The sequence below is a fragment of the Massilia rhizosphaerae genome (genome assembly GCF_016093545.1).
In the GTDB taxonomy this organism is placed as follows: domain Bacteria; phylum Pseudomonadota; class Gammaproteobacteria; order Burkholderiales; family Burkholderiaceae_D; genus Telluria; species Telluria rhizosphaerae.
In genome coordinates this window covers 121,133-146,683 of the sequence record NZ_JADKYX010000014.1, presented here as the reverse complement: position 1 = coordinate 146,683, position 25,551 = coordinate 121,133, and the positions used below count along the sequence as shown (strand labels likewise).

Sequence of the window (25,551 nt, the reverse complement as noted above, 5' to 3'; positions counted from 1 at the left end):
TAGCTTTTTCTAAAAATCCGCTAGCGGAGTTGTGTTGGCACACACATAATAAATATTGAGCAATTAGATGTGAAGTGACCCCGTAACACTTCTTCTAACTGCCCCATCAATAATTATTGGATAAAAAAGTGCATAAAACAAAAGTCGCCATTTCTATCAGCTTAATGCTGGCACTCTTGGGCTGCGGTGGCGGTGGCGGTACTTCGTCGCCTCCGGTTGCCAGCAACCCAACTACACCCGCTGTCCCCACCACTCCAGTCTCGACCGTTCAAACAGCCAGCCTGCAAGCTGCCGCGCCTTCGACCTACACAGCTGGCTCGACCGCTGATATCGCGTTCAAAAAGCTGAATGCGTTCCGCGCTGTCCAGAACCTCGGCCCGGTCAACCAGAACGCCAACGCCGACATCGCCGCCAAGAACCACCAGTTCTATGTGTACACGAACCAGAGCGGTGCCAACGGCCACGTTGAAGTCGCTGGCAATCCGGGCTTCACTGGCGTGGACGTAAAGGCGCGTCTGACCGCCGCTGGCTACCCGGCCACCATCGCTGGCGAAGTGATTGCGTTCAGTCTGGAACAAGGCAACCCGAATGCCACGGCAGTCGATAACCTGATCAACACCGTGTACCACCGCGCCAGCATGATGTACCAAGGTTTCACGGTCGTGGGTTCGGCAGGTGACGACGATACCAACCCACTGTACATCGACTTTGGCGCGACCGAGGCGCAAGTCAACGCGGGTGATTATGTCGGCGTGTACCCGGCCAACGGTCAAACCGGCGTGTTCCTAACGCACAGCATGGAAGCCCCGAACCCGTTCTATCAAGAACTGGAAATGACCCAGGCAAACATGTGCACCAAGACCAGCGCCCCGGTTAGCGTGGCTTCGGAAGCTTCGACTGTCCTGAGCGTGACCACCTTCACTCTCACCGAAGCCGGTCAAACCGCCCCGCTGGATGTGCGCCTGATCACCAGTGCAACCAGCCCCCAGGACACCACTTATCTTGGTCAGAACGTGGCCTTCGTCGTGGGCAAGGCTCCGTTTAAGCCGAACACCACCTACAACGTGCGTTTCGTGGGCAAAGCCACTGGCACCGCCACCGGCGCCACCAACGGCCTAACGATCGACAAGTCGTGGAGCTTCACGACCGGCAGTTACAAGCGCGGTTGCCCGTAACGCTTCCTGTGCAAACACAGATGGCCTTCGGGCCATTTTTTATTTAAAGTTCGTCCCCATTATTGCGTTAATGCAAGCCGTACGTTCATCGTAGCCAGTGTACTTGGTACATTCTGCATTCAGCCTGGCCATCTTTTGAACGTACTCTTCCCTAGTCACGCCGAGCTTCTTAGCCCTACGAATATCGTCCTGCTCTTGCTTAATGTAGTTCCCTTGGTCCAGTCGGTAGCGCGATACCTCTTCACTTGTGAGGATACGCATCTTGTGCGGCTCAACCGAGAACATGTCATCAACCAGTGACGGGGCAACACCCTTTTCTTCCAGATACTTCCGAATCTGGTTTTGCACGCGGATTACAGCAGAGGCCACAGCACCTTCTGGAAGATCTAGGTCCGTGATGAAGGGCCGGTGAATTCCAATCTTTCCTCCGACAGTCTTTGACTCCCCCCCTGCCAGCACAAGCACACAAGAGCTTTTGCAGCTCATCGCCTTGGGAACAATTACACCGATCTCGTGTGCTTCCAGATAGTTCCCGATCTTCATCGCCTCGCTTACACGTCCGCCTGGAGAGCTGATCATCAGAAGATGGCTGGTCTTAGGGCTTGCCTTCTGGAAGGCTGCTGCAATCCTCTCTGCGTCACCTGCTTCGATTGCTCCAGTGAAGAAAACAATCTCGTATCCATGGTCTTCGGGCAAAAGGCTAACAGTATCAGCAGCCATGACGTCGCAAGAAAGGAAAGCCAGCGAAAGAAGGGCAAGTAATTTGCGCATAGAGCCTCATGTTTAGTTGACAACATGATACCTCACGCAAATACCCTGCGGGCAACTTTGGCCAAAATTTGAAGAGCTGACAGTTGTGGCACCGGATGAGCTCAGTGCCACAAATCACTGCCACAAGTCGCTGAGTTTTGATGTTTCTCGGGGCTAGCGACGCTTCACTCTGCCCAGTCCATCATGGGTGCTACGCTCAGTTTTCTCTTGCTGTCTTTCATCAAATCCCTACTTTTCCCTGTTTCCTCCAGCGCTGCGACGATTCCGCAACAGATGACTTCGATACTTGAGGTCGGAGCATCTGGCGGGTGCGGATCCGCCGCAGGGGTCACAAGTCCATAACGGAAACTTTCCGGCGAAGGCGCTGAGTCGCGTGGCGCGACCGATCGAGGCTGAGATGGATGCCCGGCGCTTCGACGGCGCTCGCGGGCTGGCGAATATTACCCTAAAAGAGCCCATCGACTGGTATTTCGATGAGATCAGTGCGGCTCAACCCTTCGGCAAGAACAGGAAATTCGGCCGCAAGAGGCACGCGGCCAGGGCGTCAGGCGTCACGATCTCGATTAGCGATCGCTAACGACATCATGATTACCGGGCAGGACGTGCACCGGCTGGCGCAGCCCTCGATCGGCATTGTCTTGCAGTTGGGCGCGCAAGACGGCATTGGCCTCCTCGCTCAACCAGCTCCGGTTATGTCCCCAGATGCTGGGGCCATCGGTCAACTCGACCGCCTGCCAGGTGGCAGGGTCGATGGTCAGGCCGCCCCAACCGTATTCGATCATGAAGTCCGATGGCGTCCTGACATAGAAGGACGTCATGTGGTCGTTGGAATGCCGACCCAGGGTAACCGCAATGTCCGCCTTGCGCAGTTGCGCCAGGTCGTGGGCATGCCCCACGTCGTCGAACTGCATCAGCTCCAACATCAGGTGATGGAAGCCGCGCCGTCCGTTTTCGATCAAGGCCAGGCTGTGGTGACGCGGGTTGACGTGCAGGAAATAGGCCTTGAACGGGGCCAGCACGTAATCGGATACGCCGAAGCCGAGCAGCTCGGTATAGAAAGGCAGCACGGACGCGATATTTTCGCAGGTCAGCACCACGTGGCCGATGCCGAGCGGGCCGGCGCGGAAGCCGGCGATATTGCGTCCCGGCGCAAACGGACTGTCCGCTTTTTCCGGTCCCCAGTAGAGCTCGACCCGGTTTCCGGCCGGGTCATGCATCCAGATGAGTTCGCGCACCCGGCGCTGCCCGGCCAGCGCGGCGCTGCCGCGCTGGATCCGGACGCCGGCCGCTTCCAGCCGTGCCGCCATCGCTTGCAGGGCCGCGGCGCTTTCCACTTCCCATCCGATCTGCTGGATGACGCCGTCGGCGCCGTCCTCGAACTGGAAGCGCTGGCTCAAGTCGTCCATGCGGAAGGACAGGGTCCGCGCCGACCGGTCGGCAATTTGCAGGCCGAGGAATGCCGTGCCGAAGTCGGCCCACTCGTCCAGGCGGCCGGTACTCACGCCCACGTAACCCAAGGATATGACGCTCATGTGTTTTCCTCCAGGAAGCGGGTGACGATGTCGAGGAATGCCTGCTTCTTCTCGATTTGCACCCAGTGGCCGCAATTGGCGATCGGGTGCAGGGTGGCGTTCGGCAGCTTCGATGCGAGCATTTCCGATACGCTGAACGGAATGACGCGATCGTCGCGGCCGTGCACGAGGGCGACGGGCATGCGGATGGCGCGCAGTTGCGCATCGCTCAGTGCAAGCATGTCGACGCCCTCCTGGCGCGGCGCGGGAAACAGCCGGGCAAAGCGCTCCTGCGCGTCGGCGCGGATGCTGGCGCGGTAGCGCAACTCGACCAGGTCGTCCGTGACGATCGACTGGTCGTAGGCAAAGATGCCGATCAGTTCGCGCATGGCGTCGCGCGACGGCCGGTATCCCCACACCTTGTCCAGTCCTTCGCTGATCGGAAAACGCGTGCCGACCGAGCCCATCAGCACGACTTTCCTGACGCGGTCCGGATACATGCTCGCCAGCCTCAGCGCGATGGCGCCGCCGAAGGAATTGCCGATGACGGAAAATCGCGCGATCCCCAGCGCATCCATCAGGCCGATGGCTTGCGCGACCCAGTTGTCCGGCGACGTCCGGTACCCGGGCGGCGCGTGCGTGTAGCCGAAGCCGGCCATGTCCGGCGCGACCACGCGGTGCGAGGTCGCAAGTTCCGGCAGGACCAGGCGCCAGTTGGCCCACGCCGTCACGCCCGGGCCCGAGCCGTGAATGAGCAGGATGGCGTCGCCCTGCCCGCGGTCGTGATAGTTGATGTCCACCCCGTCGAGGGTGATGCTGTTGCCGATCTCGGGAACGTTCTCGCTCATGTCTGCTTCTCGAATTTTCATGCCGTAATGGTCAGCCGCGCTTCCAGATCAGCCGCGCCGTGCGCGCTTCCGACGTGCCCTCTTCCAGGCGCGCCACCAGCGCCAGCCGGTCCGCCTCGAACGTTTCGATACGGCGCTTCTGGGTGCCGCCCTGCCAGTTGGGAAAGGCGCTCAATTCCACGTGATGGCTGACGGTATCGCCGCCAAACGTATAGGTCCCGGCATAGGCCAGCATGGAGCTGTAGGCCGCCGCCCTTTCTTCCTCCGAGGCGTTCCATTGCCCGCCGATCGTGAAGTTCTGGCGGTCGCCGCGGCACAGCATGCACATCATGCGGCCGTCGGGATCGTATTGGATGAAGCCTTGCACTTGCTGCCCCATCGGGTAGGTGCGGCGGCCGTCGTCGTAGACCTGTTCCCACGCGACGATCTGCCAGCGTCCGGTGATGCCTTGTTCGCTCATCGACTACTCCTGTGAATTCTTGAAAATCTGTTCTTGCCGCGTCATTCCGCCAGAAACGCCAGCACCATGCGGTTGAATTTGTCCGCGTGTTCCCACTGCGCCCAGTGGCCGCAGCGGTTGAAGATGTGCATCTCGGCATTCGGCATGCCCCACAGCAGGCGCAGGCCGATATCGAACGGAACGAAGCGGTCGTCGCGGCCCCAGATGATGAGGGCCGGTGCCTTGACCTCGCCGAGGCGCGGGCCGTAGTCGCTGAACTGCTTCGGATGCGCGGTCACGCTCTTGACCCAGTTGTCGAGGTGATCGCGGCGCGCGAGCATGTTTTCCACGCGCAGCTGCAGGAGATCGTCCGTCAGTGCGCTGGCGTCGAACACGAAGATGTTCATCATGCGCTTGACGTTCTCGAGCGTCGGTTCGCGATAGACGTGGTTGAGCAGCTTGATGCCTTCGGTCGGCATCGGCACGAACTGGCTCGGGCCGCCCGTGCCGCCGCCCATCAGGACGAGCTTGCCGACACGCCCGGGATTGGCGAGCGCGAAGGCCATGCTGCTGTGCCCGCCCATCGAATTGCCGACCAGGTGCGCGCGTTCCACGCCGAGCCGATCCAGCACGAGCTTGACGATGCGGCCGTTGAAGTCCGAGCGCGAGCCGGCCGTGTTGAGGAACGCGTCGCTCTTGCCGAATCCGGGCATGTCGATCAGGAGCACGCGATAGCCGGCGCCGGCGAAAGACTCGACGTTACGGTGGAAGTTCGCCCAGCCGGTCGCGCCCGGGCCCGAACCATGCAGCATCACGACGGCCTGGCTGGACGCCGGGCCGACGTCGTTGTAGTGAACGTTGTACGCCACCTCGCCATCGCGGACTGTGACGAACCGGCTGGACGCGGCTTCGGTATAAGGGGTGCTCATATGCGATTCCTCCGGCCTCAAGCGGCCTTCTGCTTCAACATGTCCAGCGCGACGTCGACGATCATGTCTTCCTGGCCGCCGACCATGCGGCGCTTGCCCAGTTCGACGAGGATGTCGAACGCCGGCAGGCCGTACTTCTGCGCCGCCGCTTCGGAGTGGCGCAGGAAGCTGCTGTAGACGCCGGCATAACCGAGGGCCAGGGTTTCGCGGTCCACGCGCACCGGGCGTTCCTGGAGCGGGCGCACGATATCCTCGGCCGCATCGATCAGCTTCTTGACGTCGCAGCCGTGGTTCAGGCCCATGCGATCGACCGCGGCGATGAAGACTTCCAGCGGTGCATTGCCGGCGCCCGCCCCCATGCCGGCCAGGCTCGCATCAATGCGGTCGCAGCCGTTTTCCAGCGCGACGATGGAATTGGCCACGCCGAGCGACAGGTTGTGGTGCGCGTGCATGCCGGTATGCGTCTCCGGCCGCAGCACGTCCTTGAAGGCCTTGAAGCGGTCGGCGATGTCGTACGGGCTCATCGCGCCACCCGAGTCCACCACGTAGATCGTGGTCGCGCCGTAGCTTTCCATCTTCTTCGCTTCCTGCGCCAGGTTCTGCGGCGTGGTCATATGGCTCATCATCAGGAAGCCGACCGTGTCCATGCCGAGGTGTCGTGCGTATTCGATGTGCTGCTTCGAGACGTCCGCTTCGGTGCAGTGGGTGGCGACGCGCACGATGCGCGCGCCGGCATCGTAGGCGTTCTTGAGGTCGTGGACGGTGCCGATGCCGGGCAACAGCAGGGTCGCCACTTTCGCATGCTTCAGCACGCCGGCGACCGCTTCGATCCATTCCAGGTCGGTGTGCGCGCCGAAACCGTAGTTGAAGCTGGAACCTTGCAGGCCGTCGCCGTGCGCGACTTCGATGGAATCGACCTTCGCGTCGTCCAGTGCCTTGGCGATCCGCACCGCTTGTTCCAGGCTGTACTGGTGGCGGATGGCGTGCATGCCATCGCGCAGGGTGACGTCGGAAACGTAAATCTTTTTTGTCTTGTCGAACATGGTAATCCTCCGCTTAAGCCGCTGCCGCGGAAAGTTGGCGCTCGGCCATGCGCTCCGCCGTCTTCAGGGCCGCGCTGGTCATGATGTCGAGGTTGCCGGCATACGCCGGCAGGTAATGGGCCGCGCCTTCGACTTCGAGGAAGACGGAGACCTTCAGGCCGGGCTGGCTGCCGATGCCGGGCAGGTTGAGGCCGTCCTCGTAGCGGTCGAACTGCACCTCCTGCTTCAGGCGATAGCCGGGCACGTATTCCCGGACGGCGGCGGCCATGTCCTTGACCGATTGGCGGATGGCGTCCTGGTCGGCGTCCAGTTCGGTCATGCAATACACGGTGTCGCGCATGATCAGGGGCGGCTCGGCCGGGTTCAGGATGATGATGGCCTTGCCCTTTTGCGCGCCGCCGACCTGCTCGATGGCCCGGGACGTCGTTTCCGTGAATTCGTCGATGTTGGCGCGCGTGCCGGGGCCGGCGGACTTGCTGGAAATCGAGGCGATGATTTCGCCGTAGTAGACCGTGGCCACGCGCGAGACGGCCGCGACCATCGGGATCGTCGCCTGGCCGCCGCAGGTGACCATGTTCACGTTCGGCGCTTCCAGGTGCGCGGCGCCGTTCACGACGGGGATGCAGTACGGGCCGATGGCGGCCGGCGTCAGGTCCACCATGCGGACGCCGGGCTTCAATGTACGGAGGAAGGCGTCGTTCCTGACGTGCGCCGAGGCGGACGTCGCATCGAAGACGATGTCGATGTCGGCGAAGTTCGGCATGCGGGTCAACCCTTCCACGCCTTCGTGCGTCACCGCGACGCCCATGCGCGACGCACGCGCCAGGCCGTCCGAGTTCGGGTCGATGCCGACCATCGCGCCCATCTCGATATGCTTGCCGTGCCGCAGGATCTTGATCATCAAGTCCGTGCCGATGTTGCCGCTACCAATGATCGCGGCCTTGAGTTTCTTGTTCATCATGATTCCTTATTCCGTAAATACCGCGCTCACGCTGCCCAGTCCGTCGATCTGCGCCGTGAACGTTCCTCGCTGCGTGACGGGCACCATCGGGCCGAGCGCGCCGGTCAGCACCACGTCACCGGCACGCAAGGGCGTGCCCATTTTCACCATCATGTCGGCCAGCCAGACGGCGGCGTTCAGCGGATTGCCGAGGCAGGCGGCGCCGCTGCCGCGCGACAGCACCTCGCCGTCGCGGGACAGCGTCATCGTCGCCGCGACGAGGTCGAGACCGGCCAGCCGCACCGGGCGGCTGCCCAGCACGAACAGCGCGCTCGACGCGTTGTCGGCGACGGTATCGACGAAACGGATGTCCCAGTTGCGGATGCGGCTGTCCACCACTTCGATCGCGGCCAGCGCGTACGCGGTCGCGGAAATGATGTCGGCGAAGGTGTGCTTGTCGTGCGTGAGGTCGCGCTCGAGCACGAGGGCGATTTCCGCTTCGGCCTTGGGCTGGATCAGGCGCGACAGCGGCATCGGCTCACCGTCGCCATACGCCATATTCGCGAAGAGCGCGCCGAAATCGGGTTGATCGACGCCCAGTTGCTGTTGCACCGCGAGCGAGGTCAGGCCGATCTTGCGGCCGACGATGCGCTCCCCTCGTGCGCGCCGTGCATCGACGTTCGCCTGCTGGACGGCGTAGGCCAGCGCCATGTCGTCGAGCGCGATTTCCTCGCGCACCGGCGCCACCGGCAGGCGCGTGCTTTCCGCGTTGCGCAGCCTGCGGGCCAGGCTTTGTGCGAGTTGTTCAGACATCAGTGTTCCTTCTTTGTTTGATTACGCCGCCGCGGCGGGCGCGGCATGCATGGCGCCGAAACCCGCAATCCATTCGGGAATCGGCCGATAAAAATCCAGCGACGCGCGGTACGGCCCGTACGCGGACAGCGCGCCGAACGCCGCGACCCACGTGCGGATCTCATGCGCCGACCTGCCGCCGTCGCGGGTGATGGCTTCGTTGGTCATGCCGTCGACGGCCGGCAGCTCGGACGCCAGGCGTTCCAGGAACGCCCGGTCCCATGCGGGATTCAGCGGCCGCAGGTTGGCGGTGCCGGCCGCGAACGCGCGGGCGGCGGCGATGGTGCGTTCCTGGCGCGCGTTGCGCGCCTCGGGCGTCGGATTGCGTCCGGCGATCAGCCGTTCCGCCACTTCCGCATTGGCGCTGGCCAGTTCCGGCACCGGCGGCTCGTGCGAGATGCCGCCGGAACCGATCACGAGCACGCGTTTCCCGGTGCGCGCCAGGAAGCGCCCGATGGCTTCGCCGAGCAGGCGCGAGCGGCGCAGCGTCGCCAGCGGCGGCGCCACCGAATTGATAAACACCGGAATCACCGGGAATCGGTCCAGTCCACCGGTCAGCACTTCCAGCGCCTGCGCGCAGCCGTGATCGACCTGCATCCGGTACGACAAGGCGACGTCGACATCGGCCGCCAGCACGCTCGCCGCCAGTTCCCTGGCCAACTCGCCCGGCACCGGCAGCGGCCCGGCGAGGCTCTTGTAATCGCCGATCGAGTGCGCGGCCGCGCCGATGCAGAACGGCGGCATCACGTCGTAGAAGAAGCCGTTGTAGTGGTCCGGCGCGAACACGACCACCAGTTCCGGGTCGTAGGCGCGCACGCGTTCGCGCGCGGCGGCCTCCACGCGTTCCACCTCGGCCAGCACGTCCGGCGCCGGATCGAAATAGCCGTGCAGCGGCGTGTGGGAGAGGCATTCAAGACGAATTGGCATAGCGGTGCTTTTATGAATTCTGGGGTTGCCCCGGACGCGCGGTGCGAACCGCGCGCCGCAGGGCTCGCTGTCACGGCAGGCCGGCGTCAGCGTCCGGCCGATTCCAGCCGGGTCAACGACACGTCGCTCGGCTTGGCGTCGAAGTTGGTGCGCCAGGTCGACACGTCGATCAGCGACACCGTCGCGTGGTTGCGCTGGAAATCGATCACGTCGGCGGACACGGTGCGGATGTCGCCGGCCTTGGTGTTGACGTAGGAATGCAGTTCGATGAACTTCCAGAACTCGCCCTTGCGGTTGTACGCCTCCACGTAGTGCACGCGCGGATAGGCGGTCTCCACATACATCACCTTCTTGCTGTACGGGTGCTGCGACGGCGTGGCGACCTCGACCACGTAGACCTCGCGCGGCTCGAACGAATCGTTCAGGTTCCAGTACGGCGCGGAACGATCCAGCGTCGGATATTTCTCGGCCTGGCCGGACGCCTTCGTATTCCAGTTGTCCAGGCGGCTGTTGGCCGGGGCCAGGACCCAGCGCTTGCCCAGCAGCTTGTATCCCGGATACCAGCACGGGCGCGCATTGAAACCGTCGATCTCGTCCTGCAGCTGGTCGGAGGAACCGATCGGATCCATCCATGCGCCGCCCGACAGGCGGCGGGTACGGCGCACGGCGGGCACATAGGCCCACACGTCCGGCACCTTTTTCGAGTCGTACATCATGGTGTAGGTGCCGATGCCCTTGACCTCGGAGGGCGACTTGAAGAACAGCAGCTGGCGCGCGCTTTCGTCGTCGTCACCCAAGGTCGACGCGTTGCCGGTCAGGCGGCCCTTCATCGTGAACCGGGTGAATTCGGCCACCAGTTCGGCGTGGATGCCGCTCTTGCCGTCGATCAGCAGCTGCGTGAAGTTCGGCACGGAGGAAACGTCGCCGAGCAGCGATCCCAGGTGCAGGTTCCAGACGATTTTCTTCGCCGCGTCCGGATCCTTCACGTCGATGTCGGGGAACGGTTCGCCCGCTTTCCAGCCGTCGACCTTGCAGGTGGCTTCGTTGATCCTGGTCTTGCCTTGATTGGCCTTGCTGGCCGCGACCCAGCGCGGGTCGAGCGCCACTTTCTTCGAATGGGCCAGCGTGAGCTTCCAGCCGCTGTTGCGGATGCGCCATTCCATCTTGTCGGTCAGCATGCTGCCGATGGTGTGGCCTTCGAAGGTGCCGTTCTTGACCTGGTCGATGTTGGCGGCGGAAATCACCGTGCCTTCGGCCAGGTCGGCGGCCAGTGCCGGCAGGCAAGCCGCGCCGATCAGCGCGGCCGCGAGGGGGCGGTACAGGGTTGTTGCGTTCATGATTGCTCTCCGGGTGCAATGAGTTAGAACTGATAAGTCAGGCTGGTGTAGACCTGGTCGCGGTGATGCAGGTAGCCGAACAGCGTGGTCCTGTCGCTGGCGGGCACGCCACCGTTGACCGTCTTCGCATAGCCGTTGTCCCAGAAGCCGTCGTACTCGACCTTCCAGCGCAGGTTCTTGCTCAACTGGGTCGTGAGGGAGGGAACGTAGAAGCCGCCGCCATTCGTCACGTCCGAACCCAGCACGAGCTGCGGATGGATGCGGCCGTTGTCGTAGCTCAGGTCGAAGATGGTGGTCACGAGCGTGTTGTGGCGCTTGGCGCGGCCGCCCCAGCCGACGCTGTACAGCAGGTTGTCATTCCGGTCGAACTTCTGGATCCATTTGTCGAACAGCTGAACCGAGAAGAACATCGGCTTTTCCGTGCCCAGCAGGTCCTGCGTGAACGCGAAATTCTTGTCCATGCGAACCATGGCGGCGACGACGTTCTTCGTCTTCCAGCCGTCGAAGCCGGGCGCGATGAACTGGCTCATCGGCGACGACGTCGCGGCAACGACGTTGAACGGCGCGTTCTTGATGAAGGCGACTTCGGTACTGAACACGGCATCGGCCATGTCGGCGTAGCGGCTGGCCGTCGCGCCGAACACGTTCACGATCGGATAGATGATGTCGCCGGCGCTGCCGGCCGTGGTCGTCGCGCCGGTCGGCGTCACGCCCGACGACGCGCCCACGCCCGGGATACCCAGCAGGAAGACGGGCGTGGTCGGCGACGGATTCATGATCGGCGCGTTGTAGAACGTGCGCATCCACGAGACCGAGTAGTTGGTATCGCCCGCCATGCCGCTCCAGCGCACGCCGCCGGTCTTGCGGTCGATGTCGGCCTTCGAGTTATGCCAGGCATAGGGGTCGATGTTCCGGAAGTCGACGCCGGCATAGGGCTGGCTGGACCAGCGGCCGCCGTAGACGTCGATCTCGGTGCCGATATCCCGCTTGCGGTCCCAGCCCGGACGAAGGAAGGCCTCGATGCCGCCGTTCGCTTCGGGAACGTCGACATTGGCCTTGAGGATGATGTTGCCCTTGCGCAGTTCTTCGTTGGCCGGCTCCAGGAAGCTGCGCCAGACATCGTCATAGCCTTGCGCGAGGTCGTTGGCGACGAAGAAGTCGGTCTCGCCCCAGACGATCTGCTGCTTGCCGATGCGGAACTTGACGCGGTCGCTTGCCTTGATGTCGGCATACCATTCGCGCAGGTCGACGTCGTTGTACAGGTCCGTCAGGTTCTTGCCCCGGTAGCTGTTGGCGCCCAGGCTTTGCAGATGCTTCAGGAACGGGGTGTCGATCTCGCGGGCGGCGCGGCCCTTGGCGACGACGGTGACGGCGTCGCTCACCTTGAAGTCCAGGTTCAGGCGCAAGGTCGTACGCGCCATCGAGACCTTGCCCTGGTCGTCGTAGTTGGGCGTGTCCTGCCAGTTCTTGGCATTGACGGACACTTCCTCGCGCAGGTAGCCGTCGAGGTGGAAGCGGTCTTCGCCGCCATTGTCGTCGGCCAGCACCAGCGGGCTGGCGGCCACCATCACTGCGGTGGGGATCAGCGCGCGGCACAGGCGGCGGCGTCGCGTCGGGGTGGTCTTGCGTTGCTTCATTTTGTCTCCCTCGGAAGAAGCATGGAAAAGAATTGGAATCACGTTGTTGTTGTATGCAGCGATCAAGCGGCTTGCGGCAGCGGCACCTTGGCTTCGCCCCCTTGCGCACCGAAGATGAACCTGGGACGGCACACATAGATCAGCGAAGGCATCACGAACAGCGCCGACATGGCCGACACCGAGAGCCAGATGGCCATCAGCAGGCCCATCTCGGCCTGGAAGCGCAGCGACGACACCCACCACAACAGCGTGCTCAGGATCAGCACGCTGGCCGTGACGATGACGCCCATGCCGGCCGAGTGCAGCGCCTGGCTGACGGCGTGCTCGGGCGAGCTGCCGATGGCGATCTCTTCCTTGATGCGGTCGGCGATGTAGAACGCGTAGTCGACGCCGAGGCCGATGCCGAGCGCGGCCACCGGCACGGTATTGATGTTCATGCCGATCCCTTTCCAGACCATGAAGGCGAAGGTCAGCATGTTGGAAATGATGACCGGCACCATGAACAGCATCCCGGCGATCGTCGAGCGATAGACGATGGTGCACAGCACCGCCAGCACCAGCAGCGCCAGCGCGATGGCTTCGATCTGGCTGGAGAGGATGATCTCGTTGATCGCCGCCATCACGCCGACGACGCCGCCCGCCAGTTGCCAATGGCCTTCCTTGAGCGGGTTGGCCGCGATGAATTCCTTGATCCGTGCCACGGCGGTGCGGATGGTTTCGCCGCGGCGGTCGCGGAACATCAGCGTGACCGACGCATTGGCGGACTGCTTGTCGACGAAGCGGTCCATGTCGCCCGGTTCGGAGACCGATTCCAGCATCGCCATCAGGCTGCCGTTGATGGCCGCGTTGTCCGACATTTCGCGGTAATGCGGATTACCTTCGTGCAGCGTCGCGTTGAGCTGGGGGATCACGTCCGCGATCGACAGCGAGCCGCCGATCTCCGGCTGCACTTCCATGAAACGCTGGAAGCGGTCCATCGATTGCAGGACCTCGTTGCTCTTGACCACGCCCGGCCTGTCGTCGTCGCCGATCACCACGAACAGGCGATCGACGCCCTCGAAGCGCGCATTGATGGCCTTGGAATCCTGGTTGTACTTCGCCGTCGGCCACAGGATCGGCGAGCCGGGGTTGGCATCGCCGATCTTCAGGTTCAGCGCATACACGCCGGCGCCGACGACCACCAGCAGGCTCACGCCGAGCACCGCATAGCGTGCGCGGGACAGGGTGATGCCGACGGCGCAGTCCAGCACCTTGCGCAATACCGGCTGCAGGTCGAGCGGATGCGCGTGGCCGCGCGGCTTGCGGATGCAGGACAGCAGCACCGGCGTGAGGATCACGGCGCTGACGGTCAGCGTGGAGACCCAGACCACCGACAGCACCGTGAGCTTTTGCAGCATCGGGATCGGGCTCATGGCCACCACGGCCATGCACGCGGCGTCGGCGATCACGCCCAGCATGCCGGGACGGAACAGGTCGGCCAGCGCGACGCGCGCCGCGGTGCGGGACAGGTCGGCGTCGCCCAGCAGCGGCTGCGCCTCCAGCTCGTCATCGAAGCGATTGACGATCTGTACCGAGTGCGACACGGCACGCGAGGTGATGAGCATCGCCACCACGATCACCAGCGGCTCGAAATTGATGCCGAGGATCTCGCAAATGCCCAGCGCCCAGATCGCCGAGACGAGGCCGGCCAGCAAGGGCAGCACGACGCCGCGCCACGTGCGCAACAGCACGAACAGCATGGCCAGGGTGACGCCCAGCGCGTAGAACACCAGGTGCAGGGTCTCGGGCAGGTAGTGGTTCACCCAACCGAACAGGATCGGTTCGCCCACCACGCGGATCTTCACCGAGCCGTCGTCGACCTTCCTGATCTGCGCATCGATCTCCTTGAAGACCGTGGCGTAATCGACTTTCTGGTCGATGAAATCCACCGTGATCAAGGTCGCCTGCAAATCCTTCGACACGTACGGGCCGTACACCAGCGGATTGCGCAGCACGGCCGACTTCAGCTCGGCCATCTTTTCCGGCGTGGCCGGCACGTCCGGCCACATCAGGGGCGCGCTTTCGATGCCGCTGGTCGAGGCATGCACTTCCTTCAGCTTCTTGGATGCCAGCGACGTGATCTGGAACTGGTTGACCGCGGACACTTCGCGCATGCCCTGGGTCAGGTCGCGCACTTTCTCGAGCACGGACTTGCGGAAGATGTCGCCCTGGTCGACTTCGAGCATGATGGTGACCATGTTCGAGCCGCCGAAGGTGTCCTTGAATTTCTCGTGGGTCTTCACATACTCGTGCTTCGAGGGCAGCATGTCCTCGAACACCGTCCGCACCTGGATGTGCAGGGCGAACCAGCTCAGGATAAGGGTACAGGCCAGCAGCAGGCCGACGACCGGTTTGCGCCGGCGGATGCAGAAATGCGCGATGCGTTCAATCATGGGAGTCTCGAAAAATGGGGCTGGAGGTTCAATGCGGGGCGAGCGGCGTCCATTGCCGGCCATTCCAGCTGCCGACGTCGGCGCCGGCCAGCCAGTAAGCGGCACCTGCCGCCAGGACGCGGGTATGCCAGGACAGGGTGTGCTCGCCCAGCACGCCGGTCTGCCATTGCGTGCCGTCGGCGCCTTGCTTGCCGCTGACCCAGCGGCCCAGCGCGCCGACCGCGAACCATTCGTTCTTGTCGGCGTTCCACAACACGTCCAGCAAGTGGTCATGCGCGGGTACGTCGACACGGGTCCAGGTGCGGCCACCATCGCCGCTGGTCAGCACGACGCCGTCGAGCCCGACGGCGACGCCGTTGGCCGCGTCGCGGAACGCGGTGGCCATCAGCGACCCCTCGACCGGCGCCTGTTCCTTCTCCCAGGTCTTGCCGCCGTCGCCGCTGCGCAGGATCTTGCCGAACTCGCCCACCACCACGTACGCGCCGCCGTCCAGGATGGCGACGTCGTTCCAGGCCACGTCTTCTTCCTCGCGCAGGCGCTCCCAGGTCTTGCCGTAGTCCTGCGAGCGCAGCAGCGCACCCATCTCGCCGACGGCGACCGCCACGCCGTCGGCGCCGGTGCGCACGCGGTTAAGCTTGTTGGCGACTGGCGAGCGCGGCACGTTCGCGGCCCTGGCCCAGTGCTTGCCGCCGTCTGCCGTGAAGAGGATGACGTTGTCGTTGCCCACCGCCACGGCGTGCGTGGCGTCGAACGCGGCGATGTCCTGCAGCGACAGGTCGACCGGCGTCGCCTGGCGCGTGACCGTGCGGTTCGCGCCGATGGCCAGGATCTTGCCGTTGGACGCGGCCGCCAGCAGCGCACCGCCCTCCCCGTGCGTGATGCCGTAGACCCGGTCGCGGCGCTCCAGCGCCGGCGGCGTGACGCTGCCGCCCACGGCCTTGGGTTTGATGAACAAGCCGGCATACAACAGGCCGGCAATGATCGTCCACGGCAGCACCGACACGAGAAGATTACTCAGGCGCAGTTTCTCTTTCGATCGTGTCGGGCTTTCCATGCGAAGACTGGCGCGATTATTCATAAAGCGATCCACAAAGTTGAGATACGAAAATGGCTGCTACAAAACGATTCTCTTGATCCAGGTCATGTGCGGCTATCCCGGCACTGCGGCCTTATCCCTTGCCTGCAATATTCATGACGACTGCAGCGCAAATGGGACAGGCGTGCGCACGCCACGCGCCGACGTGTCGCGGCGCGTCCTCGCACATGACGTGACGGCGCGGTGTCAGGCCGGCGGTATGCGGTCGAGCACGGATTCGATGGCGATGCCGATCGCCAGCAGGCGGCGATCGCTTCCCGCCGGCGCATCCAGCTCCAGCCCGACCGGCACGCCGCTGCGGCGGCCCAGTCCGACCGGCAGCTGGATGCAGGCCAGGCCCGCGCTGGCGCCGGGTTCGGTATTGCGGATCAAGCCTTCGAAGTTTTTCGGCTCGTTGACTTCCGGCCCCGCCGGAGGCGCCACGATGGTGGTCGTGGGGAAAACCAGGGCATCGATCGCCAGGTTGTCGAACAAGGCGCGATAGCGCGCTTTCAGTGCCTGCCTGCCGCCGTTCTCGGCCGCCTCGTACAAGGGCTCGACGTCGACCATGCCTTGGGGCGTCGGCATTTTTCCCGGTAAAACCCACTGCTCGTAGATGGCTTTCACGTCCGGGCTGTTGATGTTCTCGACCAGGGCCTCGATGGAGATCCCCGGCCCCTGCTCGCGCAGATAGGCCTGCAGGCCGACGCGCGCTTCGTGGATGACGACGGGGAAGCCGATGGGCTGGTTCAGATCGAACAAGCCGGCATCCGGGATGTCGACCAGCTTCACGCCGTGTGCGCGCAACCTGGCCAGCGCGGCCTCGGCGCATCCGCGCGTGTCCTCGTCCAGCCGGGTCCAGAACTCGGCGGGCACGCCGAGGCGCAACCGGGCCAGTTCGACAGGTGGCAACGCGTATTCATCGGTCATCAGCGCGTCGAGCAGGGCCACGTCGGCCATGCAGTGCGCCATCGGCCCGACGGTGTCGCGGCTGGTCGAAATGGGAATCGTGCCCAGGCGCGAATAGCGGCCGCTGCTGGGCCGCAGCGATGCGCAGCCGTTCAGGGCGCAGGGAATGCGCATCGAGCCGCCCGTGTCCGTGCCGAGCGCCGCCAGCGCCATGCGCGCGCCGAGCGCCGCCGCACTGCCCGAGGACGAACCACCGGCGATCCGTTCGCTGTCGTAGGCGTTGCGCACGCCCACTCCGCTGCCCGTGTTGAACGAGGGGTTGTAGCCCGTCGCGCCGAACGCGAACTCGTTCATGTTGGTCTTGCCCAGCACGATGGCGCCCGCGTCGCGCAGCTTTTGCAAGGTCGGGGCATCCTGTTCGGGCACGAAATCGGCCAGTGCCGGGGACCCCGCCGTGCACGGCAGGCCGGCGGCGTAGATATTGTCCTTGACCACGATCGGAATGCCGGCCAGCGGCTTGCCCGGCTTGCCGGCCGCGCGCGCCAGGTCGGCCTGGGCGGCCGCCGCCAGCGCGCCGGGTGCGTCGACCGTCACGAAGACGTTCAGATGCTTGCGTTCCTCGATGCGCCGCAGGCAGGCTTCGACGAGGGCCACGCTGGTCAGCGTGCCGGCGCGGAAGGCGGCCATCGCGTCATGGATGGTGAGATCGGTTTTCATGGGCTTGCCTCGTCAATTGCCGAATCCGATACGGAAGGCGTCGTCCTTGAGCGCTTCCGGGCTGGGGAAGGCGGTCTTGCTGTGGGCGATGCCGAGGTCGAGCAGCATTTCGCACATCTTGTACGCGATCACCCCGGGGTTGAGGACCGGCACCGGCAAGTTCGCCGCCAGGAACGCATGCGACTGGTGCATGGTGGTGGAACCGAGCACCAGCACGTCCGCGCCATCTTCTTCGATGGCCAGCCGGGCCTGCTCCAGCAGCTTGCCGAACACGACGTCCTCCTTGCCCTGCAATAAGGCCTCGGTATCCGGGCGCACGTCGATGGCGCGTATCGATGCCAGGCGGGACTCGAGGTTGTATTCCTTGAGCGTCTTGCGGTAGAGCGCGAACCACTGCGGCCACATGGTCAGGACGCTGAACTTGTGACCCAGCGTGCAGGCCAGGTGGAATGCGCTCTGGCCCGGCGCCATAACGGGAATCGACAGGCGCGAGCGCAGACCGTAGAGGCCGGAATCGCTGACGGTATTGATGCAGACCGCGTCGAAGCCCTCTTCCTCGGCCTTCATGCCGGCGGCCAGCACGGCGGCATCCATCAGGGTCGTGTCGTAATAGCTGTCGGCCAGGCTGAGCACGCGGCCGGCGCCCACGAACTCGACGTCGATGTCGTCGCGCACCATGCCCGGCGGCAGCTGGGACGCGAACATGGCCTTGGTTTGTTCATTCATCGGCACGGGGACGATGAGCTTGATGCGTTTCTTTTTCATGGCGTGTCTCCTTGTATTTGTTATGCGGTGCTTACAGGCCCAGTTCGCCGCGCGGGCGCGTCAACGTGTCGACGAGGGCATACATGACTTTCCGGGCGCAGGGGATGAGCTCGGGAACGTAGGTCGCGCCCATGCCGCCCAGGCCTTCGGCGACCGGCAGCGGCGCGCCTTGCGCCGGCCACGGCCAGCCGATGCGCGCCGTCGGCACGCCCCAGCGGCGCAGGGCCGCGCCATCCGTCTGGCCGGCCAGCCAGTCGGGTGTGCCGTGCGGCCGGCCTTCGATGTGTTCCCAGCCACGCTTGCAGGACTGGATGATCCAGTTCTGCGGATCGGTGGTGCCGCCGGGCGTGGAGCCGTACATCTCCCAATCCATGTCCAGTTCCGGACGGCGCGCCTGGAGGTCGGCGACGAAGGCCGCGAACTGCGCTTTCACGTCGGCCGGCGACATGCGCGGATTGACGCGCACGTCGAAGAACAATTCGGTGAGGAAGGATGGAAACGCGGGACGCTCGGGATCGCCGCCGCGCACGCCGGCGATCCAGCCGTGCGGCTTGATCACGCCGGAGGTGTTGTTCTCGGCGTAGTCGAGGATCCATTGTTCCAGCTCGGGAATGACGGTGGCGGTGGCGCCGACCGAACTGCGGAAACCGGGAATGTCATGCGGCACGCCCGCGTAACCCAGCGTGCCGTACACGCGCAGCTTGAACCAGGCCATGCCGGGCTCTTCGTGATAGACCCAGTTCCACGGCTTCATGATGATGGCGAAGTCGGGATACATGCCGCGGTTCAGCAAATGCAGTACGCCGCCGGACATGCCGGCATGCTGGCGCGCCGAGATGTCCACCGGCATGCCGCCATCGGCCATGCCCATCAGCAGGTCGCCGCGCAGCGGCACCTTCGCTTCGATCAGGGCGGTGGCGACTTCGGTCAGCGTGGCGATCATGCCCTTCGGATTCGATGCGCCCAGGCCGAACACCCAGTCGTCGACCTGCTGCGCACGCGGCTGCATGTCGGCCTCGGTGGCCGGCCCCGTCAGCAATTCGCGTTCTGCCGGCGTGCATTCGAGGTGCGTGTCGATCGGCGCGTACAGCATCACCGACGCGCCGCCGCCCGCTCCCTTGTACTGCGCCTTGACGTTGCCGCTGGTCTCGGTCAGCGGCTGGTAGCCGGCCTCGAAGCCGACCTTGCCCAGGTGCGCGACCATGAATTCGCTGGCCGCGCGCGTCGCGCCGGTCGGGCTGTGGATGTCGGTCAGGTCGAACAGCAGTCGTTGCAGGCGCTTGGGATCGATCTTCGCGCAGGCCTGCTCATACCATTGCTTCTGTTCGGCGGAAAACGGGACGGGGGTGGTGGCGGGCAGCATGGTCGGTTCCTCGTGCTCTCAATTGCTCGGTGTGAATTGTTCGCTGTAGATGTTGGCCGGGTCCGCGCCCAGCTCGATCAAGCGTCTGGTCGCGGCGTCGATCATGACCTGCGGACCGCAGAGATAAGCGACGGTGTCGGGCGTCACGTCGCCCGCGCGCAGGGCGCTGACCGGGTTGCCGTGATGCATGCCTTCGAGCGGATCGCGGTCCACGCAGATGCGCGCTTCGAGCGTCGGCAGCCATTGCTTGCGCAACTCGATGTCGTCCAGGCAGAACAGCGCGTCCGGCGTCGCGCAGCCGAAGCTGAGCAGCATCGGCGGCTTGCGCCCGCCCATCTGGCGCAGCGTGTCGATCATCGACAGGATCGGCGCGAGCCCGGTGCCGCCGGCCACGAAGATGTGCGGCGCGCGCTTTTTCTCTTCGCGCAGGAAGAACGAACCGTACGGGCCCGTCAGCTTGAGCACCTGGTCCGGCCCGGCCGCCGTCGACAGGAAGTTGGACATCGCGCCGTCGGGCAGGATCCGGATCAGGAACGTCATCTTCGGCAGGTCGGTGCCCACGCTCGACGGCGAATAGCTGCGCAGCACGCCGAGGCCGGGCACTTCGATCTGCATGAACTGGCCTGGACGGAATGCCATCCACTCGCCTTCGGCCAGTTCCACGGTCAGGCGCACGGCATTGCTGGCGATGTTCTCGATCGAGTCGATGAACGCATGGACTTCGTGTGCGACGCCGGCGCCAGCCTCGCTGGTGTAGCCGACGTCGAAGCTGCAGTCCGAATTGGCTTCGCATACGCACAACAGGCGCGTGCCGGCGGCCACCTCGCTGGCCAGGAGGGTCGAGCTGGCGCCGGCGCGGGTCTGCGCGTCGCCGGACGCCAGCGTGGCCGTGCAGGAGGAGCAGCTGCCCGACTGGCACTGGTACAGCACGGGAATCTCGGCGGCAATGGCGGCGTCGAGGATGAGCTCGCCGGGGGCGACTTCGAAACTGCGGCTGACGCCGTCGGCATAGTTAAGTGTGACGTTACGCATGGTGTTTCTCATTACGGTGAAAGTCAGATTCCGGGCGGATGCTGCTTGTGCCAGTCGCTGACGCGCTGCACGGCCATGCCGGCGCGGCACAAGACGGCTTCCGCGCCTTTTTTTCCGATGAACTGCACGCCCAGCGGCAAGCCCTGCTGCGTGCAGCCGTAAGGCAGGCTCAGGCATGGATGGCCGCTCACGTTGAACGGCGCGGTGAACTGGATCAGGTGCCGGTTCGCCTCGGGATCCTGCGCGAGGTCCGCCAGCTGCTCGTAGGTCGGCGCGGCATACGGCTGCACCGGCGCCAGCACCAGGTCGACCCGATCGAACAAGGCGTCGACTTCGCCGGTGAAGCGCTGCGCGGCCAGCAGGATGCGCTGGTAGTCCAGGCCGCCCAGCTCGCGCCCGCCATCGATCAGGCGGCTCAAGGCCGGGCCGTAGTCGGCGGCACGGCGCGGATACGTCGCTTCGTGCGCGATCGCCGTCTGCACGCCGCAGTGCCGTTCCCAGTTCGTGCTGACGGCACGGGTGTCGGGCATCCGCACGCTGTGCAGGACGCCGCCGCCTTCGCGCACGAACGCCATGATCTGCTGCAGGCCGTGCTGGATGGCGGGATCGACGCCGTCGCTGAGCCACGATTCGTCCACGCCGACGCGCAGGCCCTTGAACGTGTCGTCGACCCGCGGGATTTCCAGGCATGCGCCGGGCAGCGAGGTGGGATCCCTGGGGTCGTGGCCGGCGATGGCGCACAGCAGGTAGAGCACGTCCCTGGCGCTGCGCGCCATCGGGCCGACGTGGTCGAGGCTGGCCGCAAGCTCGAACACGCCGTGCCGGCTCACGCGGCCCCAGGTCGGCTTGAGGCCGGTCAGGCCGTTGGCCGCGCACGGGAAGCGGATCGAGCCGCCCGTGTCGGTACCCAGCGCGCCGTAGCACAAGCCGGCGGCCGTGGCCACGCCGCTGCCGCTGGACGACGCGCCGGCCCAGTGCGCCGCGCCCCAGGGATTGACCGGCGCCGGCAAGTCGGGATGATGGATGGCGAACGCGCCCTCGGTCATGCGCAGCTTGCCGAGGTTCACGGCGCCCGCGGCTTTCAGGCGCGCCACCACGGTCGCGTCTTCCGGCGGCACGAAGTCGCGGTAGATCGTGGTGCCCGCCGTGGTCGGCATGTCGTGCGTCCAGAACAGGTCCTTGACGGCAATCGGCACGCCGTGCAGGGGGCTGCGATACTCGCCCCGCGCGATTTCGGCCTCGGCCTGGCGCGCCTGCGCCAACGCCTGCTCCGCCGCGACATACGCATAGCTGTTGAGTTTGCCGTCGAGCTGCTCGATGCGCGCCAGTTGCGCCTGCGCGACGTCGACCGGCGATATCTTGCCGCCGCGGATCAGCAGCGACAGCTCGGACAGTTCCAGATAGTGCAAATCGTTTTCCATGCTCACTCCATGCCGCGGAAGAATTCAGGCGCCGACGCAGCCCGCACGTGGCTTACTCTTCGTCCGGAATCTTCGGGACCTTGTAGCCGGGACGCATGCCGTCGGCCGTATCCTTGAAGCGCAGGCTGCTCGTCTTCAGCGCGCCGGCCACGCCACGTCCAGGCTTGGCGATGCCGCGGTGCCAGCGCGACGCGAGCTTGCGCCAGGTGATGGGCGACACGTCGGTCGCCACCAGCTGCTCGTCGTCCCAGCCGGTGCCGTCGGCATAAAAGTTCTGCATCGCTTCGCGGGCATACAGGTCGCAGTCGTTGAAGCCGTGCAGCGCCAGCGGCTTGTAGACGCGGTCGAAGCGATACTGGAATTTCTTGCGGTCCGCCTCGGTCGGGCACACGCGCACCAGCACTTCCCAGTATTCGTGCGTGTCGTCGGTGATCGGCACGTACCACTCGTACTGCACCACGTGCTCTTCCGGCCAGTTCTCGACCATCAGCACGCCCGGCAGCACCACCGAGGTGCGGTAGTAGCGGCCCTTGATGCCTTCCACCTTGAGTCCCAGCTTTTCGTTCTCGAGCACGGGCGCCCACTTGTCGGTGAACAGCCACTGCATCAAGCCCTTCGGCCCGTTGTCGTCCTCGACGGTGGCGATGCAATCGTCGCTGGTCGGCAGGATGCCCAGGGGCAGGACCCAGTCCAGCGCGTGGACGATCGTGTTGTCCTTGTGGACCAGGATGTGGGCATTGTCGAAGCCGTTCTCGCAAGCGATGCGCCAGTTGCCGAAGCCGGTGCGGTGCATGCCCAGCGCCACGGCGTTGTCGTCCAGGACGCTCGGCGAGGCGGGCCACAGCGGGTGCGGGAAGCGTTCGCTGTTTTCCGGGAAGCGGAACGGCAGGTCGTCGGACAGCGGCGGCACGTCGGCGTCCGGGAAATCGTCCTCGCGCACGAACACGAAGATCATGCCGGCCACTTCGCGCACCGGGTAAGTCGTGATGCCGGTCGTGCCGATCAGCTTGTCTTCCGGGTTGGCCACGATGGTGGACAGCACGCCGGTATCGAGGTCGAACGTGAAGCCGTGGTACCAGCAGGAGATCGTCTCCTTGTTGAAGCACATCGGCTTTTCCGACAGGCGAACGCCGCGGTGCACGCATTGATCCTTCAGCGCATGGATCTTGCCGTCGACACGGCGCAACACGATGGGGATGCCGCAGATCTGGATGCCTTCGACCTGGTCTTCCGGCAGTTCATGGCTGAACAAGGCCGGGTACCAGTGATTGATGAAGCCCCAGGCCGCATCCTTGTACGGCTGGTACTGGCTCTGGACTTTGCTGCTGTTGGTGCGCTCTTCGCTGATGCCGGTCTTGACGACGCGGCGACGGACAACGGGTTTATCTGCCATGGGAGTCTCCTACTGTATGGGAAAGATGCTTCGTCCTGTGCGAAGCGGTGATGCCATCGTACGTAGCGGCATCGTTGCTGGCGCTCCCGCCGGTGAACCCACTATCCCGTCAATGCAAGAAAACACGTCCATGTGCGGGCGGCGATTTGGGCGGCAAATGAACAAGGGCCGGGCCCCGTTTGCACAGGACCCGGCCCTTCGATTCGATGCGTCGCGCGCCGTGCGCCGTCAGGCCGTCATCCCGCCATCGACCGACAGCACCGCACCGGTCACGTAGGCCGATTTGTCGGACAGCAGGTAGAGCACGGCCTCGGCCACTTCCTGCGGCTGGCCGATGCGGCGCATGGGGATCATGTCGTCGAGCAGGTGGATGTCGCCGCCCGTCGAGCGCATGTAGTTCGGCGTTTGCGTCGCGCCCGGACACACGGCGTTGATGCGGATGTTCCTGGCCGCATACTCTTTCGCGACGGCCTTCGTGAGACCGACCACCGCATGCTTGGCCGCGACATAGTGGGCAATGCCGTCGATGCCGCGCAGGCCGAAGATCGACGCGTTGTTCACGATCGCGCCGCCACCCGCTCGCAACATCGCCTCGACCTGGTACTTCACGCCGTAGTAGACCCCCTTGAAATTGAGGTCGATGACCCATTCCGACTCGTCGACGGACGTGTGATGGATCGGTTTGAAATCGGCGTGGCCGCCCGCATTGTTGAACGCGAAATCGAGACGGCCGAAACGCGACTCGACGAACCGGACGAGCGCCTCCTGGTCGTCGCGGCGCGACGCGTCCATCGCCTGGATCTCGGCCTTGCCGCCCGACCGGACGATCTCGTCGCGCACGGCGGCAAGCTTGTCTTCGGTACGGCCGGCCAGCACCACCGTCGCGCCCTCGGCCGCGAGGGCCAACGCAGCCGCGCGTCCCATGCCGGAGCCGCCGCCCGTCACCAGTCCCACCTTATCCTTCATCCGCATACGCTCCGCCCTGTACGCCGGCACGGATGTCGCGCCGCAGGATCACCGGTGCGCCGCCATGCCTGCGTTTGGTGATCCACGTCGACAGCGCGGAATCCAGGTAAGTGGCGTGCTTCGGGAACCAGTCCGCGAGCGCGGCCGCGAGGCGTCGCACGTCGCGCAAGCCCACCTGCCCGGCCTGCGCGAGCCGGTTCACCTCCAGCACCGTGTCGAGGACCTTCTGGTGTTCGTCGAGATGGCAATCCATGTTCGGATAGCTTGTGCGCACCATAGCCTGCCGCTCGGACTCGAAATGCGACAGCAGGTGGTCCTCGACCGCCTGCAGGCAGCCGAGAGCCGTGACCGCGTTACATGCCGCAAGCGCCTTGACGACCTGCACGAATTCTTCATGCGCGGCGTCCGTCGGGCCGTGGCCGAGCAGCATCGCGTCGTTCCACTCGAGCCGCTCGGCGGCGTTCTCGTCGAATCCGCCCTGGTGCGCATGTGCGTGATGATGTGACATGTGAAGACTCCGCGTCGAACCGTCAGATTGCGGCGCCGATCAGCACGGACAGCATCACCGCCGGCGTTTCGGTCCGGTTGCGCCACGCGTGGCGCGTGCCGTTCTGGATCACGACGTCCCCGGCCTTCAGGTGGCGGACTTCGCCATCGTCGAGCTCGAGCCACAGCTCTCCGGACAGGATCACGTCGTAGTCGACCGTGGCGGTGCGGTGGAAGCCGGAACCGTCGGCATCGAAGGTCTCGGCGAGGCCCGGCAGGAATGCCGCGTATTCCGCGCCGGTCGCGGCACCGTCGAAGCCCGGCGCGGCCATCACGCTGTCGGGCGGGAACTGCACGACGATCACGCGCGTGCCATTTGGTGCGGGCAGCATCGATTGGATGCCGGCGGCCGGGTCGCGCCCGTCGAAGGGCAACGTGGGCCCAAGCTCGGAAGCCCATGCCAGCGTGGTGCGGAAACCGGGCACCGACGCGTAGTCGTGCGTGTTCTCCACCTGGCTGTCGAACACGACCACCGACTTGCCGTTACGTTCGCCCGTTACGATACGTCTTACCATGTCAAACT

General features: G+C 64.8%; 24 protein-coding genes. 2 read left to right on the top strand and 22 right to left on the bottom strand.

Annotation, left to right across the window (positions count from 1 at the left end; translation table 11 throughout):
• Positions 1–116 precede the first annotated feature (116 nt).
• Positions 117–1,175, top strand: a complete 1,059-nt coding sequence (locus ISF28_RS20145) for a CAP domain-containing protein (protein WP_198118964.1) — start codon at positions 117–119, stop codon at positions 1,173–1,175.
• A gap of 39 nt (positions 1,176–1,214) precedes the next feature.
• On the opposite strand, the gene ISF28_RS20140 is transcribed toward ISF28_RS20145, so the two are convergent.
• On the bottom strand, positions 1,215–1,946 hold the full coding sequence (locus ISF28_RS20140; RefSeq protein ID WP_198118963.1) for a COG3904 family protein: 732 nt from the start codon (positions 1,944–1,946) through the stop codon (positions 1,215–1,217).
• A 373-nt stretch (positions 1,947–2,319) separates the two neighbouring features.
• On the opposite strand from ISF28_RS20140, the gene ISF28_RS20135 reads away from it, so the two are divergent.
• The gene (locus ISF28_RS20135) at positions 2,320–2,523 is read left to right on the top strand and encodes a hypothetical protein (protein ID WP_198118962.1); all 204 of its coding nucleotides are present in this window, start codon (positions 2,320–2,322) and stop codon (positions 2,521–2,523) included.
• On the opposite strand, the gene ISF28_RS20130 is transcribed toward ISF28_RS20135, so the two are convergent.
• The 21 genes from ISF28_RS20130 to ISF28_RS20030 all read right to left on the bottom strand — a co-directional run bounded on the left by ISF28_RS20130 (position 2,510) and on the right by ISF28_RS20030 (position 25,543).
• Complete coding sequence (locus tag ISF28_RS20130) at positions 2,510–3,478, bottom strand: VOC family protein (RefSeq protein WP_198118961.1); 969 nt, start codon at positions 3,476–3,478, stop codon at positions 2,510–2,512. The genes ISF28_RS20135 and ISF28_RS20130 overlap by 14 nt on opposite strands.
• Positions 3,475–4,305 (bottom strand): alpha/beta fold hydrolase, encoded by an 831-nt coding sequence (locus ISF28_RS20125; RefSeq protein WP_198118960.1) that lies wholly within the window; start codon positions 4,303–4,305, stop codon positions 3,475–3,477. Before ISF28_RS20125 ends, ISF28_RS20130 begins: the two co-directional genes overlap by 4 nt.
• Positions 4,306–4,336: 31 nt before the next feature.
• Positions 4,337–4,765, bottom strand: coding sequence for a lipocalin-like domain-containing protein (locus ISF28_RS20120; protein ID WP_198118959.1), 429 nt, complete (start codon positions 4,763–4,765; stop codon positions 4,337–4,339).
• A 41-nt stretch (positions 4,766–4,806) separates the two neighbouring features.
• A complete protein-coding gene (locus ISF28_RS20115; protein WP_198118958.1) occupies positions 4,807–5,673 on the bottom strand; it encodes an alpha/beta fold hydrolase in 867 nt (288 codons plus the stop codon).
• Positions 5,674–5,690: 17 nt separating this feature from the next.
• A complete protein-coding gene (dmpG, locus tag ISF28_RS20110) occupies positions 5,691–6,716 on the bottom strand; it encodes a 4-hydroxy-2-oxovalerate aldolase (RefSeq protein ID WP_198118957.1) in 1,026 nt (341 codons plus the stop codon).
• A 13-nt stretch (positions 6,717–6,729) separates the two neighbouring features.
• On the bottom strand, positions 6,730–7,677 hold the full coding sequence (locus ISF28_RS20105; protein WP_307727456.1) for an acetaldehyde dehydrogenase (acetylating): 948 nt from the start codon (positions 7,675–7,677) through the stop codon (positions 6,730–6,732).
• A gap of 6 nt (positions 7,678–7,683) precedes the next feature.
• Positions 7,684–8,469, bottom strand: a complete 786-nt coding sequence (mhpD, locus tag ISF28_RS20100; protein ID WP_198118956.1) for a 2-keto-4-pentenoate hydratase — start codon at positions 8,467–8,469, stop codon at positions 7,684–7,686.
• A 21-nt stretch (positions 8,470–8,490) separates the two neighbouring features.
• Complete coding sequence (locus tag ISF28_RS20095) at positions 8,491–9,435, bottom strand: 3-carboxyethylcatechol 2,3-dioxygenase (RefSeq protein ID WP_198118955.1); 945 nt, start codon at positions 9,433–9,435, stop codon at positions 8,491–8,493.
• A gap of 86 nt (positions 9,436–9,521) precedes the next feature.
• Positions 9,522–10,772, bottom strand: coding sequence for a DUF1329 domain-containing protein (locus ISF28_RS20090; protein ID WP_198118954.1), 1,251 nt, complete (start codon positions 10,770–10,772; stop codon positions 9,522–9,524).
• A 23-nt stretch (positions 10,773–10,795) separates the two neighbouring features.
• On the bottom strand, positions 10,796–12,409 hold the full coding sequence (locus ISF28_RS20085) for a DUF1302 family protein (RefSeq protein ID WP_198118953.1): 1,614 nt from the start codon (positions 12,407–12,409) through the stop codon (positions 10,796–10,798).
• A 62-nt stretch (positions 12,410–12,471) separates the two neighbouring features.
• The gene (locus ISF28_RS20080; RefSeq protein ID WP_198118952.1) at positions 12,472–14,841 is read right to left on the bottom strand and encodes an efflux RND transporter permease subunit; all 2,370 of its coding nucleotides are present in this window, start codon (positions 14,839–14,841) and stop codon (positions 12,472–12,474) included.
• Positions 14,842–14,869: 28 nt separating this feature from the next.
• The gene (locus tag ISF28_RS20075) at positions 14,870–15,919 is read right to left on the bottom strand and encodes a WD40/YVTN/BNR-like repeat-containing protein (protein WP_198118951.1); all 1,050 of its coding nucleotides are present in this window, start codon (positions 15,917–15,919) and stop codon (positions 14,870–14,872) included.
• 204 nt (positions 15,920–16,123) lie between these two features.
• Positions 16,124–17,542, bottom strand: a complete 1,419-nt coding sequence (iaaH, locus tag ISF28_RS20070; RefSeq protein ID WP_198118950.1) for an indoleacetamide hydrolase — start codon at positions 17,540–17,542, stop codon at positions 16,124–16,126.
• A 12-nt stretch (positions 17,543–17,554) separates the two neighbouring features.
• Positions 17,555–18,307 carry an aspartate/glutamate racemase family protein gene (locus tag ISF28_RS20065; RefSeq protein WP_198118949.1) on the bottom strand — a complete coding sequence of 251 codons (753 nt, stop codon included), beginning with the start codon at positions 18,305–18,307 and terminating at the stop codon, positions 17,555–17,557.
• Between the two features lie 31 nt (positions 18,308–18,338).
• Positions 18,339–19,670, bottom strand: coding sequence for a zinc-binding metallopeptidase family protein (locus ISF28_RS20060; RefSeq protein ID WP_198118948.1), 1,332 nt, complete (start codon positions 19,668–19,670; stop codon positions 18,339–18,341).
• An 18-nt stretch (positions 19,671–19,688) separates the two neighbouring features.
• Positions 19,689–20,702, bottom strand: coding sequence for a ring-hydroxylating dioxygenase ferredoxin reductase family protein (locus ISF28_RS20055; protein ID WP_229519227.1), 1,014 nt, complete (start codon positions 20,700–20,702; stop codon positions 19,689–19,691).
• Positions 20,703–20,725: 23 nt separating this feature from the next.
• Positions 20,726–22,123, bottom strand: a complete 1,398-nt coding sequence (locus tag ISF28_RS20050; RefSeq protein WP_198118946.1) for an amidase — start codon at positions 22,121–22,123, stop codon at positions 20,726–20,728.
• Positions 22,124–22,175: 52 nt separating this feature from the next.
• On the bottom strand, positions 22,176–23,516 hold the full coding sequence (locus tag ISF28_RS20045) for an aromatic ring-hydroxylating dioxygenase subunit alpha (protein ID WP_198118945.1): 1,341 nt from the start codon (positions 23,514–23,516) through the stop codon (positions 22,176–22,178).
• A 228-nt stretch (positions 23,517–23,744) separates the two neighbouring features.
• Positions 23,745–24,482, bottom strand: coding sequence for an SDR family NAD(P)-dependent oxidoreductase (locus ISF28_RS20040; protein ID WP_229519226.1), 738 nt, complete (start codon positions 24,480–24,482; stop codon positions 23,745–23,747).
• The gene (locus tag ISF28_RS20035; RefSeq protein ID WP_229519225.1) at positions 24,472–24,990 is read right to left on the bottom strand and encodes a bacteriohemerythrin; all 519 of its coding nucleotides are present in this window, start codon (positions 24,988–24,990) and stop codon (positions 24,472–24,474) included. Before ISF28_RS20035 ends, ISF28_RS20040 begins: the two co-directional genes overlap by 11 nt.
• Before the next feature lie 22 nt (positions 24,991–25,012).
• A complete protein-coding gene (locus ISF28_RS20030) occupies positions 25,013–25,543 on the bottom strand; it encodes a cupin domain-containing protein (RefSeq protein WP_198118943.1) in 531 nt (176 codons plus the stop codon).
• Positions 25,544–25,551 lie beyond the last annotated feature (8 nt).

Coding starts and splice junctions, on each gene's coding strand:
- ISF28_RS20140 (WP_198118963.1), bottom strand. CDS start 1,946: ATGCGCAAATTACTTGCCCTTCTTTCGCTGGCTTTCCTTTCTTGCGAC.
- ISF28_RS20130 (WP_198118961.1), bottom strand. CDS start 3,478: ATGAGCGTCATATCCTTGGGTTACGTGGGCGTGAGTACCGGCCGCCTG.
- ISF28_RS20125 (WP_198118960.1), bottom strand. CDS start 4,305: ATGAGCGAGAACGTTCCCGAGATCGGCAACAGCATCACCCTCGACGGG.
- ISF28_RS20120 (WP_198118959.1), bottom strand. CDS start 4,765: ATGAGCGAACAAGGCATCACCGGACGCTGGCAGATCGTCGCGTGGGAA.
- ISF28_RS20115 (WP_198118958.1), bottom strand. CDS start 5,673: ATGAGCACCCCTTATACCGAAGCCGCGTCCAGCCGGTTCGTCACAGTC.
- dmpG (WP_198118957.1), bottom strand. CDS start 6,716: ATGTTCGACAAGACAAAAAAGATTTACGTTTCCGACGTCACCCTGCGC.
- ISF28_RS20105 (WP_307727456.1), bottom strand. CDS start 7,677: ATGATGAACAAGAAACTCAAGGCCGCGATCATTGGTAGCGGCAACATC.
- mhpD (WP_198118956.1), bottom strand. CDS start 8,469: ATGTCTGAACAACTCGCACAAAGCCTGGCCCGCAGGCTGCGCAACGCG.
- ISF28_RS20095 (WP_198118955.1), bottom strand. CDS start 9,435: ATGCCAATTCGTCTTGAATGCCTCTCCCACACGCCGCTGCACGGCTAT.
- ISF28_RS20090 (WP_198118954.1), bottom strand. CDS start 10,772: ATGAACGCAACAACCCTGTACCGCCCCCTCGCGGCCGCGCTGATCGGC.
- ISF28_RS20085 (WP_198118953.1), bottom strand. CDS start 12,409: ATGAAGCAACGCAAGACCACCCCGACGCGACGCCGCCGCCTGTGCCGC.
- ISF28_RS20080 (WP_198118952.1), bottom strand. CDS start 14,841: ATGATTGAACGCATCGCGCATTTCTGCATCCGCCGGCGCAAACCGGTC.
- ISF28_RS20075 (WP_198118951.1), bottom strand. CDS start 15,919: ATGAATAATCGCGCCAGTCTTCGCATGGAAAGCCCGACACGATCGAAA.
- iaaH (WP_198118950.1), bottom strand. CDS start 17,542: ATGAAAACCGATCTCACCATCCATGACGCGATGGCCGCCTTCCGCGCC.
- ISF28_RS20065 (WP_198118949.1), bottom strand. CDS start 18,307: ATGAAAAAGAAACGCATCAAGCTCATCGTCCCCGTGCCGATGAATGAA.
- ISF28_RS20060 (WP_198118948.1), bottom strand. CDS start 19,670: ATGCTGCCCGCCACCACCCCCGTCCCGTTTTCCGCCGAACAGAAGCAA.
- ISF28_RS20055 (WP_229519227.1), bottom strand. CDS start 20,702: ATGCGTAACGTCACACTTAACTATGCCGACGGCGTCAGCCGCAGTTTC.
- ISF28_RS20050 (WP_198118946.1), bottom strand. CDS start 22,123: ATGGAAAACGATTTGCACTATCTGGAACTGTCCGAGCTGTCGCTGCTG.
- ISF28_RS20045 (WP_198118945.1), bottom strand. CDS start 23,516: ATGGCAGATAAACCCGTTGTCCGTCGCCGCGTCGTCAAGACCGGCATC.
- ISF28_RS20040 (WP_229519226.1), bottom strand. CDS start 24,482: ATGAAGGATAAGGTGGGACTGGTGACGGGCGGCGGCTCCGGCATGGGA.
- ISF28_RS20035 (WP_229519225.1), bottom strand. CDS start 24,990: ATGTCACATCATCACGCACATGCGCACCAGGGCGGATTCGACGAGAAC.
- ISF28_RS20030 (WP_198118943.1), bottom strand. CDS start 25,543: ATGGTAAGACGTATCGTAACGGGCGAACGTAACGGCAAGTCGGTGGTC.